Origin of the sequence: Gloeotrichia echinulata CP02, from assembly GCA_038087035.1 — a bacterium.
GTDB classification, from domain to species: domain Bacteria; phylum Cyanobacteriota; class Cyanobacteriia; order Cyanobacteriales; family Nostocaceae; genus Gloeotrichia; species Gloeotrichia echinulata.
In genome coordinates, this window is sequence record CP051187.1 from 6,271,995 (window position 1) to 6,291,247 (window position 19,253).

Here is a 19,253-nt window from a genome sequence, read left to right on the forward strand (position 1 = left end):
CAACCCATAAATTACTAATTACGAATTACGAATTACCATGAGGATAACGGATATTTAGGATATATTGAGGTATGATAAAATGATTGGTAAAATGTTTCGGAAAACACCGCTAGCATGGCGGCAGTTAATGAAAGAAAAAACCCGGCTGGCGATAGCAGTTGCAGGTATTACCTTTGCTGACATGCTGATGTTTATTCAGTTGGGATTTGAAAGTGCGCTATTTGATGCAGCTATTAAACCCCATCGCAATTTAGAGGCTGATTTAGTTTTAATTAATCCGCAATTTCAAACCCTGTTCTCAGTCAAAAGTTTTTCTAGAGAACGATTATATCAAGCATTAGCTTATGACGGTGTACAGTCAGTGAATTCAGTTTACATTAGTACTGGACAGTGGCGAAATCCCGAAACCCGTCTAGAAAGAGCTATTTTGGTTTGGGGTGTCGATCCAGCAAAACCTCCGTTTAAATCAGCCGACATCAAAGAAAACAGTTATCAACTCAAACAATTGTATCAAGTTCTATTTGATCAAGCCGGTCGTCCAGAATATGGTGCTGTTGGCGATATCTTGCAGAAAACAGGCTTCTTTGAGACAGAACTGAATAGTAAAGCAATTAAAGTTAAAGGCTTGTTTACTGATGGTGCTTCCTTTGCTGCGGATGGAAATGTTATTACCAGTGATTCGACCTTTTTACAACTATTTCCCACCCGTAAACCAGAGCAAATTGAAGTGGGATTGCTGACACTCAAACCGGGTGTAGATCCTGAAAAAGTGCGATCGCAACTAAGCAAAGCACTACCCAAAGATGTCATAGTTCTCACCCCAGAAGGGTTTGCTCAAATCGAGAAAAAATACTGGGAAACTGGTACTGCTATTGGGTTCATTTTCGGTTTAGGTACAGCAGTCGGGTTCATTGTCGGTATTGTCATTGTCTACCAAATCCTGTATTCTGATGTTTCCGAACATATGCCAGAATACGCCACCCTCAAAGCAATGGGTTATGGCGATAACTATCTACTAGGAGTCTTGTTACAAGAAGCATTGCTTTTAGCTGTGTTAGGTTATATACCAGCATTTTTACTTTCTATTGGGCTATATAATCTCACCGCCACTGCGACACTGCTGCCCATATTTATGAAAACAGAAAGAGCAATATATGTTTTAAATTTAACAATTATTATGTGTAGTTTTTCAGGGGCGATCGCCATGAGAAAGCTACGTTCCGCCGACCCCGCAGATGTTTTTTAATTTTGAATTATCTGATCATAGGAAAGCCAAATTCAAACTATTAAAATCCCATGTTTATAGAATCTACACCTGTAATTTCTGTTGCCAATATTAACCATTATTTTGGTCAAGGTTCCCTGCGTAAACAAGCATTATTCAATATTAATTTGGAGATTAATGCTGGTGAGATTGTGATTATGACAGGTCCATCAGGTTCAGGAAAAACTACGCTGTTGACTCTCATGGGTGGACTACGTTCAGCCCAAGAAGGTAGTTTGAAAATTTTAGGAGAGGAAATTTGTGGTGCTAGCAAGCGACAATTAACCCAGTTACGTCGCCAGATTGGTTATATTTTTCAAGCCCATAATCTGATGACATTTTTAACAGCCAAAGAAAACGTCAGAATGTCCTTAGAGTTACATGAACAATATCTGAATCAGGATATGAACAAAAAAGCAATCGCCATGCTAGAAACTGTTGGTTTGGGTGATCGAGTAAATTACTACGCCGAAAACTTATCAGGGGGACAAAAACAACGAGTAGCGATTGCTCGGGCTTTAGTCAGCCATCCTAAAATTGTCTTAGCAGACGAACCCACAGCCGCACTAGACAAAAAATCTGGGCGCGATGTGGTAGAATTAATGCAGCGGCTAGCGAAAGAACAAGGTTGTACAATATTGCTCGTCACCCATGACAACCGCATCCTCGACATTGCCGATCGCATCATATATATGGAAGACGGACAACTAAAAAGCAATGGTGTAGATGTTACGGCGAAAATCAATTAAAAAAAGGGCGTTGCATAATTGCGGGATGAAATCGTTAAATTCAACTTTGAAAACTCTTCCTCTTCCCTACGGGACGCTCCGCGAATGCGCCTTCCCTACGGGACGCTCCGCGAATGCGCCTTCTCTGCGTTCGCGTAGCGTGTCGAAGACAGACGCTCCGCGAATGCGTGAGACAAAAATCATCCCATCAATCAGCAACGCCGCTTTAGACAGTGTATCAGGATATTTTTGTTACCTCCCACCAAGCAAAATTACCGTAGAATCTGCAGCCCGGCCAAATTCCTCTGGTGCATATTGCAGATGGGCTTGGGACCCTGGCCAGAAAAATGTCCCAGGAGTAACGGAACGTACTAAGTAGTTGAGGCTATACACTCCTGCTTCCAGGTGGTCGGCGTAGGCGACGGTGCGATCGCGGTAGATTGTTTTATATCCTAGTTCCCAACTGTCGGCTTGGGCTTGTAATGCCGCGGTTGTAGTCTCAAAGCTGGCATCTACTGCTTCTAAACCGGCGGCTAAGGGGTCACTAATTACCACATGCTCTACCGGATGGTCAACTATAAGTTCTAATTTCACATTGTACACCTCCCCTGTCTGTAATGTCAAGGGGTTATTCCCAACTCCCAAACCAAATTTTTGCAGAATCTTCGCTTCACCGACTTTTTCGAGTTCGCGGGTGATGCGTAAACCGTTAAATTTGCCTGGTTGATTCCCCTGCAGGCGATAATTGTAAGCGGCTAGATAATGTAATTTGCCTTTACCTGATTTTTTGATCGTCAAATTATGGCGTCCACGGGGTAATTTCTCCATCGGCACGTTTATTTGTAAACTGGGATGGCGGGAATCTGCAAATTTATTTTCAGCGAGTTTTTGACCGGCTAATTCGACTGTGGCGATCAAGTTGGGGGGTGTGGGTTGCAATTGGCTATATTCTACCAAGGCTGTGAGTGCTTGGGCATTGTTATAACTAGTTTGCCATGTGCCGTCTCTTCTTAGGGCGAGGAGACTGCGGAATAATTTATCGATAATTTCTGGTTGGGCTTTTTGGGCGATAAATAGGCGTAAAGCTTGGGCTTGGGTTGCGGTATTGGAACTCATCCATCCCCAACTTTGGGGTAAACTGATAACGGCGGTGCGTCCAGTTTCATAGATATTTTTTTGCACCTGGGTCAAGATTTCTTGGGCTTCTTTTTCCCATTCTGTAAATTGGGAGAGGTATCGCGCTAGTTTTATTTGGGTGACGATATCAAAGGCGTTGCGTTGTTGATAAATATCTGTGAGGAAGCTGTTGCGTTTGTCGCCTAGTTTTGCTAAACCGATCAGGGCGTTAAGTTGGAGTTGATTTTTACAGAGTTTTTGTTTGCAGAAGTCGTATTCTCCGGGGTTCGCCAAAACTTTTTGTAAGTAATTTTTTAGGCGAGATAGCATGAGAGAATCGACTAAACCGGGAAAGGCTTGATTAGCTTTGGCTAAAGATTCCGCTGCGTAGGAAGAAATCCAAGGGTCTGATTTTTGTTGTCCGGGGAAAGCTGCGAAACCACCATCTGTCAGTTGGAGTTTTTCGAGGGTTTCTATTGCTTGATTGGTAATTTTCCCTAGTCCCCAGTCCTCGGTCCCCAGTCCCAAGATTTGTAAATTTGCGGCTATGATCAGTTGACTGGCTGCAGGTTCTGTAAATGGTAATTCATCATCGCCAAAAACTTGCTTTGCGCTTTGTTTAATTTCGGGAATCAAGGTAGTCGCGAGTTGAATATCTAAACCTCCCATTTTCGGGAAGATATTTTTCTCGACATTGAGGGGAATTTTTACTTGATTTTCGGTAACGCCAGTTTCTACGACTTGTTCTGTAATTTCCAGGGGCTTAATTTCTAACGGAACTTCAAAGCGATCGCCTGTATTATTTAACTGAGTGGTAAAGCGAATTTTGGCGTCACCGACAGTATCAGCTAACATGGGAAAGCGATAAGCTTGGGTTGAAGTTTCCGCTTTGGTGGAGAGATTGGGGTTTAGTTCTACAAACTTGAGGGTACCGCTAACTTCACCATTAATTTTCAGAGTTCCAGAACTTCCCGTGTTGTTGGTGACAGATAAACCGGCGTCGAGGCGATCGCCTATCCGGGCAAATTGTGGGAAGATGGGATTAGTTACGAGTGGTTTGGTGCTGATCAAGGTGGTTTCGCCATTCCCAAAACGGAGATTTCCATCAGTAGCGACTACCATCACTCGCCATGTGGTTAAGTCGTCGGGTAATTTAAAACTTACCTGTGCTTTTCCATTCGCGTCTGTCATCACAGCACCATTATAGTAAGCTAAAGCTTGGAAGTTTGTCCGAGTGCGAGTATTGGCGACACCAGATGACAAACCACCACCATAACCCCAACCTTTGGGTTTGGTTATATCTTGGGGTTGGATGATGACATCGGGACGATTATCGCTGAATCGGGTAGATATTGTTTGTTCAGCGTAAACTGTTTTTACCAAATCTGGTGGACGATATCCTGAAAGTTGGAGTACCGCTTCGTTCACCACCATGACTGTAAATTGTCCTTTGGTGGGGTTTCCTTGATTGTCTTTCAGTTGTAGTTGAATGGTTTCTTCCCCACCTGGTGTGACTGATGCTTGGGTGGGGGTGACTTGCGGTTTTAAATATTTATCTTGTAAGTTGACATGAAAAGGTGCAAAACCAATTTTCACCAAATTCTCTAAACTTCCCACTTCCAACTGATTTAAAGGAACACCTTGACGAACTAACACAGCTTGAACTGCTGCATTTGGTAACATTTCTGGTGTAACTTGAAACTGGATTTGTGGTGCGCCGCCCTTGACTTTGATAATCTGTTGATAGAGAGGGTGATCTTTGGCGATCGCAAAATATAATTCAGCGTCTGGATAGGGAGATTGAATCAGTGCGGTTGCGGTTTCCCCTGGTTTATATTCTTTCTTATTCAGCTTGACTTCCAAAAAATCCCGTTCTTTTGCTCCCCAATATACAGGATTATCTCCCGTCGCCCAAATTTGTAAATCCGTGGCTGTCAATTCTGCTTTCGTATCGCTAAAATTAGCTCGCAAACGATAAGCACCAGATTCTTTGGGTGTGAGTGTGAGAACTTGCGGTTTTTCGGCGGATGTAATTTCTACTTGGGCGACTGTTTGATATTCGACTTGATTTTTTGGTGTCTGACTACCTGCCACCACCTGAGTCACACTACTATATATTATATGTTGTAATTCCACCTTCACCCGTTGACCTGTGATGGGTTTTCCTGAAGGTTCAGTGACGATCACTTCAATCGGTAAAGCTTTAAGAGTATCAGCAATAAAATTACTTTTCAACCCAATCAAGCGATTACTGGGTAAAGCGGTAAATTTCTGGGAATTTGCGACCGATAAATTAGAAACGTCCGCGACTTGGACATCCACCTGATAGGTCATCGGATATGGTAAATCCTTCGCGACTGTCACAGTTAGACTACTTTTACCCTGATCATCTAACTGAGTATTGGTTTGTAAGACATCACTGGGGACATTGGGACTTTCTTGAGGCCAGAACCATTGTCTTCCAAAAGAAAATTCCTCCCAACCCTGGGGAATAAAATTCGTCTGTTGACGAGTCACAAAATATTTCGCCTCTCCCCCTTGTACAGGAGAACCAAATAGATAATTACTCGCAGCTTTCGCCTCAACTTTATCCTCAATCAAGGCAAATTCCCGATCTAATTTCAGTTCCACCTGAAAATTCGGCGGTTTAAATTCCGCGACGCGAAATTCTCCCGAAATTTCTTGACCGTTTTTCCCCTTCCCCTGGATGCTATAGTATCCCAACCGCTGATTCTTCTGGAGGGGTAACTCCAGAGAAAACGTCCCAAACTCATTGGTAGTTTTCTCGCCTAAATCAGTCTTTTGAGCATCAGGACTAACCAAAGTTAATTTGTAGACGCCATTTTTATCTTCTTGGATGACGCCATTGTGCAAATAATCAGTAAAACCAGTCAACCAAACCCTTTCCCCTGGTTGATATAACTGTCGATCCGAGAAAATTATCCCTCGCGATTCTGGCGTCCCATCTTGCCAACCTGCATCTATCCCATAACCATACACACCGCTATACTCCTCAGTGCGAGTAAATGCCCAATCTTGATTTTCGCGGACAATGACCAATAATTCTGGTGACTTAACAAATCTTTGCGTTCCCGAAAAACATTGTGTTAAATTCTCCCGCTTGAGAGAGAGATTTCCCTTCTCATCAGTTTTAAGAGAAGCACAAGGTAGAGGTTGGGGACGAGATTTCGCTGCTAATTTTGATTTATAGATTTCCACCGTCGCTGCTTTGACAGGTGTTCCATCACTCAGATGATGAACCCGAATCAGACCCGAATCAGGAAACCACTGAGAAAACACACCCAAATTCGTCAATTCCACCAAACCATAAGTCAAAGGTTCGCGCCAAAGTTCCTGACCATTTTCGCGATACTTATTCGTCCGCGCCTGGACACCATAAGCTAACATACCTGTAGACGCAGATAATTTTTCCTTTACAGGAACAGTAATATCAACAGGCTGATTTTTGGAACCTGTTACCTGAAAGCTTTGCCAATCAGCAGGTTGAGGTAATAAATCATTACTATTATTGAAATAAACCAAATCAGTCGGCTGAACTACCCGATAAGCAGCCTTATAACTACCCTCTGGAAGATTTAAAGTATTGATATTTAACTGTAAATCCTTAAGAGTAGGGAAAATATTTAAATTTGCGGGAACCCAGATATCCCCAGCCAAATCGCCAGTTTCATAATTAACCGAGACAGACCTACCTAAAACTTGACCAAACTTATCCTTGAGATTTTCCCCCATCGTAATTGTATATGTAGTAGCTGGAGCCAGAGCATAAGGATTGATCGTCACAACACTATCACCATCATTAACTTGAACAACACCCACCTTCACCTTTGGTGCGGGAGTAATTTTAATATTGTCCTTTACAGAATCAGCCACCAACACATTATTAAACTCTAACTGCGGAGCGCCATCCAAAAATCTACCATAGGTACCATTTGCATCTGGCTGACCATAAAAATTAATCTTTTGAAACGCCAAAGGTGAATAAGTCGCCAACTTGCTGACAAATTCCTGATCAGTAGATAAATTTCCCAGAGCAGGAACTATCCCTGGAGAAAAAACCAAACGATAACGACGGGCTTTTTCCAGATTCCGTTGTGGTGTGAGATGATAAATCCAATCACGTGCTGAAACGTCAAACTTCTCCAAAGGATCGGTATTTTCTGCTGGTTTCTCTTGCTGCTTCAACTCAACATTGAAGCGGACACCTTCCTGTTTCCCTTCTGGAAGCAACAGTACATGTTCCCGCACCGAAGCCAAATCTAACTCCACATTAGATGTAAATTCTAACCTCTGTTGTAAATCAATCGGTTGACTCTGGGCCTTTTCCATCGGATTCACACCTGGTAAATTCGTCAATTTAATCGATTCAGTATTAAAAGTCCAAGCCAAATCCTGAGCCAAACGATGATTTTGCAAATCCGCCAAACCAGATTTGAGAGTAACTCGAAACCGCGTCGCTTGCGGTAAAGCCTTCTCAGCCTGAAAACCCACCATACGCGGAGTCAAAAAGCGAAATTCTCCAGGTAAAGACGGTTCAAGTTGAAATTTTTGTAATAACTGTTGCTGCTGTAGATTGTCCAAACTTTCAACCGGAATCAAAGCCTCCTTAAACCGGACACGGATTTGATTTTGAGATTTCGCATCACCAATCGGACTAACTTGTTCAATCCAATCTGGTAAACTTGGCGGTGCGAGTGGGGAAATCGCTGCTAATTGTTGTTTAGTTGAACTAATATTAAAGAAATGACAGCCTACCACGATAAAAAAAATAGTTATAGCCAGGAGGAACCATCTTAATTTTCTGATAATCATATTTTTAACTTAGTTAAGATAAAGATAAAGTTGTCTCACGCAAAGGCGCAAAGGCGCAAAGAGGAAGAGATACTTGTATAGATATATAGATAACAAATTCTCTTGTGATTGTTGCCAACAATCACTACAATTCTTAATTCTTAATATTTATTTAAAATTCCCCAAAAACAATTTGTCAGCAGAAATCTCTCCCCCTCCTCCTTTGCGCCTTTGCGCCTTTGCGCCTTTGCGCCTTTGCGTGAGACACTTCTCCCATAAATTCACAACGTTAAAATGAAAATAACTTCACCAAAACTAATCCAAATTACGCAAAAACCAACTATTAAAATTATCCTAGCTTTATTACTTATATGCTTCCTAGTCCGCTTACTACCTTATTTTGCACCAATACGCGCTACAGATATAGTCCAAAATCAACTCGCAATGGAATTTAGCGATCGCAATGGACTACCTCTAGGAACTATACTCACCCGCGATCAAGAACATACAGCCGTAGTCCCATTAAATCAGGTTTCACCCCAATTTATCCAGGCGATTTTAGCAGCGGAAGATAGCAGCTTTTACCATCACGGCGCTTTGGATATGAAAGCGATTGTCCGCGCTATCAAAGCAGCCTTTGGCGCCAAAAAGATTGTCTCCGGTGCTTCTACAATTACCATGCAATTGGCGCGGATGTTAAATCCTGTTCCTCGTAATATCTGGGGGAAAGTCCAAGAAGTTTGGTTATCATGGCGATTAACAGCAGGGATGAATAAAGATGAAATTCTCTGTGCTTATATTAATCGCTTACCAATGGGAGGGAATATATATGGTGTAGAAGCAGCATCCCGGACTTATTTTGATCTCAGCGCGAGTGATTTGAATGTCGCTCAAGCTAGTCTGCTTGCGGCTATTCCTAATAATCCCACATATTTTAATCCTTACGAACATTGGGAACGTCTCCAACAACGCCAAAAATACGTCCTCAATCGGATGATACAGGATGGTTATATCACCCAATCCATAGCCGAACGTGCAAAAAACGAAAAAGTTGTCTTTGGGTCTGGTCAACGGGGAATTTTTACCGCACCCCATTTTTTGTTTTGGTTAGCGACCCAGGAGCAGAGGGGGGGAATTTCACCCATCCGCACTACAATAGATAGACCTCTGCAAGAATTTGTCCAAGCACAGGTAAAGCAGATAATTTCTCATCTCGCTGTTAATAATGTCCACGACGCAGCAGCTTTGGTAATTGACAACCACACCGGCGAGGTTTTGGCTTATGTCGGTTCACCCGATTATTTTAACGACGCCAAACTCGGACGCAATGATGGAGTCCAGGCGCTCCGTCAACCAGGTTCTACCCTCAAGCCGTTTGTCTATGAATTAGCTTTAGAAAATCGTGTAATTCGCCCAAATACGATTTTAGCAGATGTCCCCGCCCACTACGCCATTCCCGGCGCAAAACTTTACAGTCCGACAGATTACACAGAAAAATTTCTCGGTCCTGTGCGGGTGCGCGTCGCTTTAGCAAATTCTTTAAATGTACCTGCGGTGAGAGTTCTGGAAAAAGTTGGTGTGGAGAATTTTCTCGAACGTCTACAACAATTAGGCTTTGAACACCTCAACCACACGGCAGAATATTATGGTTTAGGCTTAACTCTCGGTAGTGGTGAAGTCAGCCTCTGGGAACTCGCCCATGCTTATTTAACTATAGCACGACTTGGACAATCTACACCACTAATTACCAATCGCGAATCCCGAATCCCGAATCCCGAATCCCGAATCCCCAACCCGACAAATTGGGAATTAATCACCGATATTTTGAGCGATCGCCATGCCCGTGCTACAGCTTTTGGTGTAGAATCTGTGTTAAATTTGCCTTTCCCCGCTGCGGTCAAAACAGGCACGTCTTCAAACTTCCGCGATACCTGGACAGTAGGCTTTACAACTGATTACACCGTCGCTACCTGGGTAGGTAATTTCAACGGCAAACCGATGCGTCAAGTATCAGGAGTTACAGGCGCAGCCCCCTTGTGGAATCGGATTATGTTACATCTGCACGAACATCAAGAACCGGGTAGTTTTCCACCGCCAAAAGGAATGATCCAACTTCCTATTTGTGCAGTTACTGGTTTAAAGCCTACACCCGATTGTGCAACTGTTGTACAGGAATATTTCTATCTTGAAGATAAAATTGCTTACCTACAACAGGATAGTTTTAGTTTACCATCAGAATATAACGAATGGTTAGCAAAACAGCAATCTCATCTAGGTGCTAACAAACTGAGGATTTTATCTCCCCATAACGGCGATTTATTTTTGCTGTATCCTGGTGAACAGACGCAGCAAAAACTAGAGTTTAAGCTCAACAAGACATCAATAGCTGTAGAGTGGTGGCTAAATGGTGAAAAACTAGCTACAGACTCAGTTAATTCCTTATTTTGGCAGATGCGCCCTGGTAACTGGATTTTAGAAGCTAAAAATGGTGCCATCAGCGACAAGGTAAGTTTTCAAGTCCAGTTAGCCAAGATTAAACCCACACGTCGCGGTTTTACGGTGGGGACGAGTCCCCCAATTTCCAAGTTAATGAGTAATGAGTAATGAGTAATGAGTAATGAGTAATGAGTAATGAGTGGATTATTTTTTATTTTTATTTCAACTCGTTGATTGAAGTTATTAATATATTACTCCCTTCCCGCTCGAAGATTACCGTTCGCGGAGCGTCCCGTAGGGAAATAATTTTTAGCTCACGCAAAGGCGCAAAGGCGCAAAGGCGCGTTCGCGTAGCGTCCCGCAGGGAACGCAGAGAAGAAGGAAAATTATAGGTAATCTTAGACCAGGAAGGTAGTAATAATTCTTTCATTACTCATTACTCATCACTCATCACTCATTACTCATCACTCATCACTCATCACTCATTACTCATTACTCATTACTCATTACTCATTTTTCCTACTCCCTAGTCTTTTTTGTGGTGGTAACAATTCTTTACTCGCCAGATATTCATGAAGTTCATGAGGTTTTAGTTGAGAAAGTTCTTTTGCTAACTCGTGGGTCTTGATGTTTTTGGGTAATACAGGCGTCAAAGCTTCTCGCATTAATCCTAATGTTTGAGGTTCGCCAATCATCAGCAGTTGCTGAATGTGATGAACCTGTATTAAATTTACAATGTGAGTAGCTATTGTCTGGGCAAAGCGACGCTCAAATTCTATAAGATGATTTTCCCGATGATCATCATAGGCGTGGGCTTGGGCACCAGCACCGCGATTGCGTCCAGTTTTTGTACTAGCCCAAAGTTCTTCACCTTCAAAGTCCTTAACAGGATTTAACAAAGCTTCATGCTCAATTAAATTAGGTCCAGATTGGAATTCTGGTAATTCTGACGGCTCTAAGGTAAAAAAGCGTGCTTTTTTACCATCAATCACAGCAACAAGGAAGATACTCATATTCGCACCCTAGCAATGCTAGATACTTTAACCCTAGCAATCAAAAATCATCTGTACATCTATCTAGGGAATAGGGAATAGGGAATAGGGAATAGGGAATAGGGAATAGGTTACAGCAGTTTTCATGTATTTAGACCACAATTCTGTTCCTTCCTTTCTTTCTTTGCGCCTTTGCGCCTTTGCGTGAGATAAAAAAGATGTGGTTCATTTACCTGAAAATCGCTGTAAACTCGCGTAGCGTCTGGTAGAGAACGTTTTATAAGCGATCAATCGAACATGATATGAGTCGCGAATAGTGGGTAGGGGCGCAAGGCCTTGCGCCCCTACAAATCATCGAATAACGCCAAAAACGGTGATTTTTCTCTGCCATGAGGGGTTAAAACCACAATTCGCAACTCAGTATCCTTGTAGGGATATGACAGTTGCGTCAGTCTTATTATAACAGTTATATTTCCTCCATGTTTGCTGTTTGTTGATTATAAATTGCCACGGCTAGCTTGTTCACGTTCAATGGATTCAAACAGGGCTTTGAAGTTACCATTACCAAATCCTGCTGCACCTTTACGTTGAATTATTTCCAGAAAAAACGTGGGTCTAGTAACTAAGGGTTTAGTGAATATTTGCAGAAGATATCCTTGGTCGTCACGATCAATTAAGATTTTCAGTTCTCGCAAAAAATTTAAATCTTCATCTATTTGACCAATCCGTTGTTGGACATTATCATAATAACTGTCGGGTGTGTCTATAAACTCAATGCCGTTGCTTTGCAATTGTCGCACTGTCTTAATGATGTCGTTGGTTCTGAGGGCGATATGTTGTACACCAGGACCACCATAAAAGTCTAGATATTCTTGGATTTGCGATTTACGGTATCCTTGAGCAGGCTCATTAATTGCGAACTTGATACAACCTGTGTTGTTCTGCAGTACCTTTGAGGTCAAAGATGAATATTTAGTTGATATCTCATCACTGGTGAATTGTTGGTTCTGCTGGAAATCGAAAATTTGGTTATAAAAATTAGCCCAAAAATTAATTTTCCCTAACTCAACATTAATAACTACGTGGTCAATATCGTTCAAACCGGAGGGAGTGACCAGTGATAGATTTTGGATAGAATTATATTGTGGTGCAAATCCCGTATAGTTATGGCGTTCGATAAACGAATGAGTTAAGTCTCCACTATAGCTGGCAATAGTTGCTTTAACCATGTGTCCTTTTTCGTCCTGTAATATAGTTGGTTTCAGCAATGGTTTTGCTCCCCGTACAATAGCTTGGTCAAAGCAAATATGAGCATTATCTACTAGTAGAGCAATATCATGAACCCCGTCGCCATGTAACTTCACATGTTCAGCAATTGGACTGTCTGCTATTAATGCAGAGGTGAAAACAAAGCGAATATTTGACTGCTCTAGTACGAAGGAACTGCGATCGCGCACTCCAGTTTCTAAACCAGCATAAGCTATAGGCTTAAAACCAAACGCCTTGCAAAAAAAGTGAGCGGCTTGTTGAGCATTACCAACATAAAACTCTACATAGTCAATTTTTTGCACTTGTATTGAATTGTTTGCGGACAAGTGTAACAATTGATGTTGTGTGAGTTGCATCATATCCTCCTCAATTTGAATAGATATAGCAGTCAGCTTTGATGTTTGAACGTATTTGCCCAGGTAGGTAATAGACAAGAAGGCGCTTCAAGTTGTATTGCTTCCTACATCGCAATGACAGAACACATAATTCAAAATTCCAGGTTTCAACATGGACGAGGTTTAATCTAACAGTTTACCGAATATCGACCATTACCGGAAAATTTTGTGCTTCAATTGGTTTGGTGTATTTTATGCAAGTGACAAAGGCTATATAGCGTTTCTCGCCCTAGTGAGGTGCATCGGTAAGGGCACGGCAGTGCCGTGCCCCTACATCGCGTGATACAATTTTGTACCTCATCTGAATAGGAAGTGCTATAATTAATCAATTCGCTACCATAGTTAAACACTACTCATCTTCTGATCTATGGTTATAGCTCCTCAATTGTTAAATTCATCCCGACCAATAGGTGAACAACGGGTGGTATTTCACGACCTCAGTTGGCAAGCATATCAGCAAATTTTACAAGCAATTGGCGAGAGTCGTTCTGCCCATCTCACCTATGATCACGGTACTCTAGAAATTACTATCCCTCTGGAAGAACATGAATTTTACCGAGAACTGATTGGGCTGTTTATTCGCATTGTCGTGGTCGAGATGGGTTTGAAAATCAAAACGATGGGATCTACTACCCTAGATCGTGAAGATTTGCAACGGGGTGCAGAGCCTGATAATGCTTACTATATCCAAAACCAACCGCAAGTGGCAGGAAAAAGGGTGAATTTACAACAAGACCCACCACCAGATTTAGTTGTGGAGGTAGATATTACTCATACAGATGTTAATAAACTAGCACTCTATGCTAGCATGGGGGTACCAGAATTTTGGCGTTTTGACGGTCAACTCTGGCGGATATATCAACTCCTTGGCGAACAATATCAGGAAGTCGAGATTAGTCCCACCTTTGCTCTGGTTCCGAAAACCAAGCTGTATGAATTTCTGGCTCAGGCTCAAAAAGATGAGGTAGTCGCAGAACAAAGTTTACGCCAATGGGTGCAAAAGCAGCAAGGCGATCGCAATAGTTAACTTTTTACCTGATTTTTATAGATTTGCATCAGCGGTAAACATCTTTGTGGATGTTGGGTTTCACTTCCCTACGGGACGCTACGCGAACGTTCAACCCAACCCAATACTGCTCGGTTAAGGAAAATGGTAGGTTGGGTTGAGGCTCTGCGAAACCCAACAAAGCCCCGTCCATGTTGGGTTTCGTTCCTCAACCCAACCTACTAATTTTAAGTTTTTTGAGCTTAACCGAGCAGTATTGCAACCCAACCTACGCAACTACGCATCTTCTGTGAAAGCAGAAGTTACTTCTGTGAACCCTGTAGCAGCTTCAGCTTTGACTGTAGCAGCTTCCGTCAAGAGGTTTCCGTGTTTCGCGCAGGCTGTAGCAGCTTCAGCCTTGACTGTAGCAGCTTCCGTCAAGACGTTTCCGTGTTCCGCGCAGGCTGTAGCAGCTTCCGCCTGGGCGTTTCCGTGTTCCGCGCAGGCTGTAGCAGCTTCAGCCTGGACGTTTCCGTGTTCCGCGCAGGCTGTAGCAGCTTCCGCCTGGGCGTTTCCGTGTTCCGCGCAGGCTGTAGCAACGTACCCCACCCCCAACCCCCTCCACCACGGGATAGAGGGGGCTATTATATCCCGCTTTCAATTAACAGCGCTATAATTTACGAATTTTTCAGTTCGTAATTATTAATCGCTGCTTTTAATTCTTGATGTACCTCAAACATCAAACTAGCTTCTTCTAATGATTTAAATTCTTTATCTGAGACAGAGTTTAAACACCCTAATACTCTATTTTGCCACTCGCTATTATTATTAGTATCCCATGCTTTAAATACTTCTTTCTTTTCCATTCCTAATAACTTATGAAATAATTTATTTCTCTCATGGGCTAAATTCTCCCAGACATAAATATGAGATTCTTGTTGAAAATGTGAGCATGATTTTTTGATTTCTATGAGCAATTCATACAAATCCTTACCATAAAGACGAAATTTTTTTCCGTTTAAAATATCAGGTTTATTAAATATTGGAACATTATATTTATTATTTTTAATGTATTGCGGAAAATTAGTTCTAACCCATTCATAAGTCAATCCTTCCAAAGCGCGAAAACTGTGAAATAATGCTTCTACTGTATTACCTTGTTCTAACCGCACAACTGCTAAATAAGCTTCTTCATAACCAGTCCACCACCATTGTTGAATACGTTCTTTAGCAGCTTCTCCTCTGGCTTGACCAAAATCTTGAAATTTGGCGCAATTCCATTGAATCGCCATATTTAGTAATTTCTGTTCTTGAGAATTGAGTGCATCTTCCGGATTTTTCCATAAGCTACTGAATAAATCTTTAATACCTGAGTAATCAAAATTTTTTAACAAAGCTTTAGCTTTTTGAATTTGCATTCCCCGCCAATAATAAGAAACATCAATTAATTCAGGTTGAGATTTTTGCTCATAATCTTGATAATAGATGTTACTAGACAAGAATTTAACGTTGTTAAATTGGCTTAAACTTACAAATTGTACTGCAGATGATATGGCGGGAGTGCCAGCTTGATGACTGACATACACCGTTGTTTCCCGATTTTCCTCAAAAACGGCATTTAATTCTTGTTTAACTTCTTCTAATTTCTGCTCAACTAATTTGAGTGTATCATTCCATTTATCTAACCCATTCTCAGATTCTGGTTTAAGAGTTATAACTAATGGTTCTATTTTAAACTTTTCAAATAAATATTTCTTAAAGATAGATTCCAAAGTACAAGTGTCTTGCCAATAAGGTATTTTTTCATCGTCCAAATCTTCATTATTAAAAACATTTCTTTGGTCGGTTAATAGTAAAATAACTTTAGATGGCAGTTCTTTAGGGTTTTCTGCAAAATATTTATAACAAGTATCTAATAGCGGAAAGGCTAAATCATCATAAGCATCATTTAAATGATTGCCATAAACTAAACCTATTACTCTAGCAGGCACAGGAAAGCGTTTAGTTAATTCATCACGCTTAATATCTAAAAACTTATCACCATATTGTATATCTGTGCTGTAACGCACTTCTTCATAAAAATCTTCCCATCTCTCGTTAGTGTTTAGCTGCACATCACTATTCCCGGTGGTAACAATCCATATTGACATGATTATTCTCCTAATTAATAATTACCAAATTTGCTCAAATCCGCTTTCGTCTTTTAAATATCTCAAAAACTTTTTGGTATTGTCAGATTCATCAGGGAAAATAGTTAGTAACTCTACATATCCTTTCCCTGGTTGAATATAAGTATTACCATTACTAACAAACCTTGGATACATCCGATGCCAAATGCGTCCAGTATTTTCCATACTCCCAGCTAATGTATCTGGATTTTTGATGGAATCTGTACCTTTATAAGCACCATGAAACCATTTAATAGCTTCACTTTGACCATTTTCAGCCAAGCGTCCCCATATTTGAACTTTTGGCTGATACCATGCTTCACGCCATGTTTCTACACCGTCGTTTACTCTTTTATTTTGGTCTATCCAACCACGAATTACCTGACGGGTATGATTAATAAATCTAGCAATATCTTTGAGGTCATTCACAGGGTAATAAAGTGAATTATCAACAAATTCCCAGTGACAGCCAATTACTTGTTTTTCGGGATTATCAAAATAACTCTTAAAAAACTTTTGGTGACAAATCCTACGCCACGATTTACCAAAGCCGCCAAACATGATGGTAAACTTTATCAATGCTTCAGCAGTTTCTAGTAGTTGCTTTCGGTTTTTATCATCTATTTGCCGATGCATACAGATAATATTTAATTGACTATCTTGTATTTGGTAAAATTGCTGATTTTTCTCAAATCTGATTGTTTGAGGATTAAAATCGAAATCTATTCCCAACAAGCCTACAATAGAATTTTTAGCAAATCCGCCCCAAAGTTTTTGAGTAATATCTTTGGCAGTTTTTTCATCAGTCATTCCCCCTAATAAGCGTAAGGTATGACCACGTAAGGCAGCTTTAAACATATTAGGGCGAAATTCTTTGCTCCGATTAACTAATTGAGATGTTGCGCCCTGCCCTTTAAGCTTAATTTGTAATAATTGATTATGATGATTAAATTCTTGAAAATGCCCGTAACCTGCACTAACTCTAGAACCAATTCCTTCAGATAAGGCTATTTTTAAGATTTGCTCAACTCTGCTCCATTGTGCTGGGGATAATTCTTGTTTACTGGAAATGCCAAATTTTAATTTGGGTTGATAAAGAGAGATTTGTGCATTAGCATTGGTTGTTTTATCTGCAATTACCTGTTTTTCATCTTGGCGGTGAATAATATCTACTAAGCGCTTAGTCCAGTCCATATTCACTGGATAAGCACCATGAAAACGTAGAATTCCAGGTTTAATACTACCATCCAGTAGTTTTTCGCCTAAATAAAGTTTTTGTTCTTCTGTTGTACATATTTGCTGACAAGCGCGGAGAAAAGCACCTTTCATACTAGCACCAGAGTAGTAAGGAAAACCCTTGGCGCTGATAATGGGACGAATTACACCTTCATCTTGTCCACTGTTAGAAACTAACCGCCAGCTAATGGTGTATTCCCATGTTTTTACTTTTGAGCCAAATTGAGGCATTTTTAGCTTAGTGCTTTGTAGCGATGCTGTAGAATTGGCTTTAGTAGGACGTGCTAAAGCTAAATTGTTTTGGACAGGATGAGCCAATGACCTATTATTTCTACTATTTCTATTATTCCATTCTTGTTGACGGGATACAGGTTGATTAATTTGAGGGGTTTCCTCAACCGGAAGTGCTTCCTGAGGAAAAATTTGCTTCCATTCATCCACCCATTTATCTGCATCCTGACGCTGTTTATTTTTATCTACCCGATGAAGTTGACAACGACTGTTGATTTGAGCGCGAAACATCATGGGTACCTTATCTTGATTCATAATGATTTCTCTTTTTTAGTAGATTTTTTATATCGCTGTGTCCACCACACTAAACAGTCACAGAATTGGGTTAATACAGCCAGAGTCACTCTCTGGTATTCCACAGGAAATTTTTCCTTATCCCAGAGTTGTTGTGTCATTTTTTGAATATCTTCTGTTTTAAACTTTCCTTTTTCATCACGATTTATTTGTTCATTTGGCACGATAATGCCAGATGTTTTCATGATTTTGACTAAAATATTCCAGGTTGCTAGCCAATATTCGCCTTTTATGTAGTCTTCACTATCTTTTTTCTTCTCCATCAACCGCAGATGTTCTCCCCAAAAGCGTTCTAAACCATAAGCAGCAGTTACTCGCATTTTGTGAGATTCATTTAATACTTCTTTGTCGCGGTATTTGAGTACAATATTTTGTGCTTCCCGGTCTAATTCATAGGAATGCCAAGCCATTATTTTACCTCTTGAATAGTTAAAGAACAGTGACCTAAACCAATAGATTCTAGTCCACCTAAATAAATATCTCCACTCGTGCTACCATTGATGGGTTTCCACTGTTTATCACTAGGTTTTATGGCAACAGGAAAAGCTAAAAAAGTTCCTTCTGGCAGTGCTTCGGTATTAAAAAAAGCTCCTGTTTTAGCCTTTTTTATATCTTCTTCTAATGCTACACGACTTTGACGATATAAAGCCATATCATGAATCATGCCCATGTCATTATCGTCTACTATAACTGCGGGTAGTTTTTCACCTAAAGGAAACCAATGTGATAAATCAGCCTGCTGTTCAATTGTTAAAAAACCAAGATTAAAAAATAGAAATTTTTTCCCTTTATTTTTTTTATCTTGAGATTCTAACGCCTTTGACCATAATTCTGTTGAAGCTGTATATTTTTCAGGTATTTTAACCTTGTTTATTCCAGTAATGCGCTGATATCTTTTTAATAAGCTAGGACAACTTACCCAAACAATAGGCTGACCAGGACAAAATACTGGGAGCCAAACAATAGAAGCATGTTCTAATTTAATGTAAGCCTCACTCGTACTATCTGGCTGTCCCTGTTCTGCTTTTTTTCCATACCAAAAGTCTTCATCAATTTCTGGAGGAACTGCTTTTAAACTCAGGCGATATTGTCGCATATCTGCTCGTAGGCGACCACGAATCGAACTACCAGGAATAATCCCTGTTTGGGTAAATTGGTCGCGAAAAATCAAGTTTAAATTGCCATTTTCTTCTCCTGCTGTTGCACCTACATGCAGTGGCGCTAAAGTTTCTATTATTCCATAAGCTTTTTGATACATTCCCTAACT

12 protein-coding genes are annotated in these 19,253 nt (G+C 40.8%); 4 read left to right on the plus strand and 8 right to left on the minus strand.

Going from position 1 to position 19,253, the window contains the following annotated elements:
• The first annotated feature begins 79 nt into the window (after nucleotides 1-79).
• A complete protein-coding gene (gene devC / locus HEQ19_27970; protein WYM02743.1) occupies nucleotides 80-1,246 on the plus strand; it encodes an ABC transporter permease DevC in 1,167 nt (388 codons plus the stop codon).
• A 50-nt stretch (nucleotides 1,247-1,296) separates the two neighbouring features.
• Nucleotides 1,297-2,013 carry a DevA family ABC transporter ATP-binding protein gene (locus tag HEQ19_27975; GenBank protein ID WYM02744.1) on the plus strand — a complete coding sequence of 239 codons (717 nt, stop codon included), beginning with the start codon at nucleotides 1,297-1,299 and terminating at the stop codon, nucleotides 2,011-2,013.
• 231 nt (nucleotides 2,014-2,244) lie between these two features.
• Here the strand turns inward: HEQ19_27975 and HEQ19_27980 are convergent, their stop codons facing one another.
• Nucleotides 2,245-7,941: an alpha-2-macroglobulin gene (locus tag HEQ19_27980; GenBank protein WYM02745.1), complete on the minus strand. Its 5,697-nt coding sequence runs from the start codon at nucleotides 7,939-7,941 to the stop codon at nucleotides 2,245-2,247.
• Between the two features lie 273 nt (nucleotides 7,942-8,214).
• Here HEQ19_27980 and pbpC point away from each other — a divergent pair, with 273 nt between their 5' ends.
• Nucleotides 8,215-10,524, plus strand: coding sequence for a penicillin-binding protein 1C (gene pbpC / locus HEQ19_27985; GenBank protein WYM02746.1), 2,310 nt, complete (start codon nucleotides 8,215-8,217; stop codon nucleotides 10,522-10,524).
• A 338-nt stretch (nucleotides 10,525-10,862) separates the two neighbouring features.
• On the opposite strand, the gene HEQ19_27990 is transcribed toward pbpC, so the two are convergent.
• Both HEQ19_27990 and hppD read right to left on the minus strand, forming a co-directional pair.
• Entirely contained in the window at nucleotides 10,863-11,369 is a 507-nt protein-coding gene (locus tag HEQ19_27990) for a host attachment protein (GenBank protein WYM02747.1), read from the minus strand.
• Between the two features lie 476 nt (nucleotides 11,370-11,845).
• On the minus strand, nucleotides 11,846-12,976 hold the full coding sequence (gene hppD / locus HEQ19_27995; protein WYM03668.2) for a 4-hydroxyphenylpyruvate dioxygenase: 1,131 nt from the start codon (nucleotides 12,974-12,976) through the stop codon (nucleotides 11,846-11,848).
• A gap of 403 nt (nucleotides 12,977-13,379) precedes the next feature.
• Here hppD and HEQ19_28000 point away from each other — a divergent pair, with 403 nt between their 5' ends.
• Nucleotides 13,380-14,039, plus strand: coding sequence for a Uma2 family endonuclease (locus HEQ19_28000; GenBank protein WYM02748.1), 660 nt, complete (start codon nucleotides 13,380-13,382; stop codon nucleotides 14,037-14,039).
• 255 nt (nucleotides 14,040-14,294) lie between these two features.
• On the opposite strand, the gene HEQ19_28005 is transcribed toward HEQ19_28000, so the two are convergent.
• From HEQ19_28005 to HEQ19_28025, 5 genes are all read right to left on the minus strand, one after another.
• A complete protein-coding gene (locus HEQ19_28005) occupies nucleotides 14,295-14,606 on the minus strand; it encodes a hypothetical protein (protein WYM02749.1) in 312 nt (103 codons plus the stop codon).
• 68 nt (nucleotides 14,607-14,674) lie between these two features.
• Nucleotides 14,675-16,147 carry a hypothetical protein gene (locus HEQ19_28010; GenBank protein WYM02750.1) on the minus strand — a complete coding sequence of 491 codons (1,473 nt, stop codon included), beginning with the start codon at nucleotides 16,145-16,147 and terminating at the stop codon, nucleotides 14,675-14,677.
• Between the two features lie 21 nt (nucleotides 16,148-16,168).
• On the minus strand, nucleotides 16,169-17,947 hold the full coding sequence (locus HEQ19_28015; GenBank protein WYM02751.1) for a hypothetical protein: 1,779 nt from the start codon (nucleotides 17,945-17,947) through the stop codon (nucleotides 16,169-16,171).
• On the minus strand, nucleotides 17,944-18,396 hold the full coding sequence (locus tag HEQ19_28020; GenBank protein WYM02752.1) for a hypothetical protein: 453 nt from the start codon (nucleotides 18,394-18,396) through the stop codon (nucleotides 17,944-17,946). Before HEQ19_28020 ends, HEQ19_28015 begins: the two co-directional genes overlap by 4 nt.
• The gene (locus HEQ19_28025) at nucleotides 18,396-19,244 is read right to left on the minus strand and encodes an RAMP superfamily CRISPR-associated protein (protein ID WYM02753.1); all 849 of its coding nucleotides are present in this window, start codon (nucleotides 19,242-19,244) and stop codon (nucleotides 18,396-18,398) included. The genes HEQ19_28020 and HEQ19_28025 overlap by 1 nt, the downstream gene beginning before the upstream one ends.
• Nucleotides 19,245-19,253: the final 9 nt, after the last annotated feature.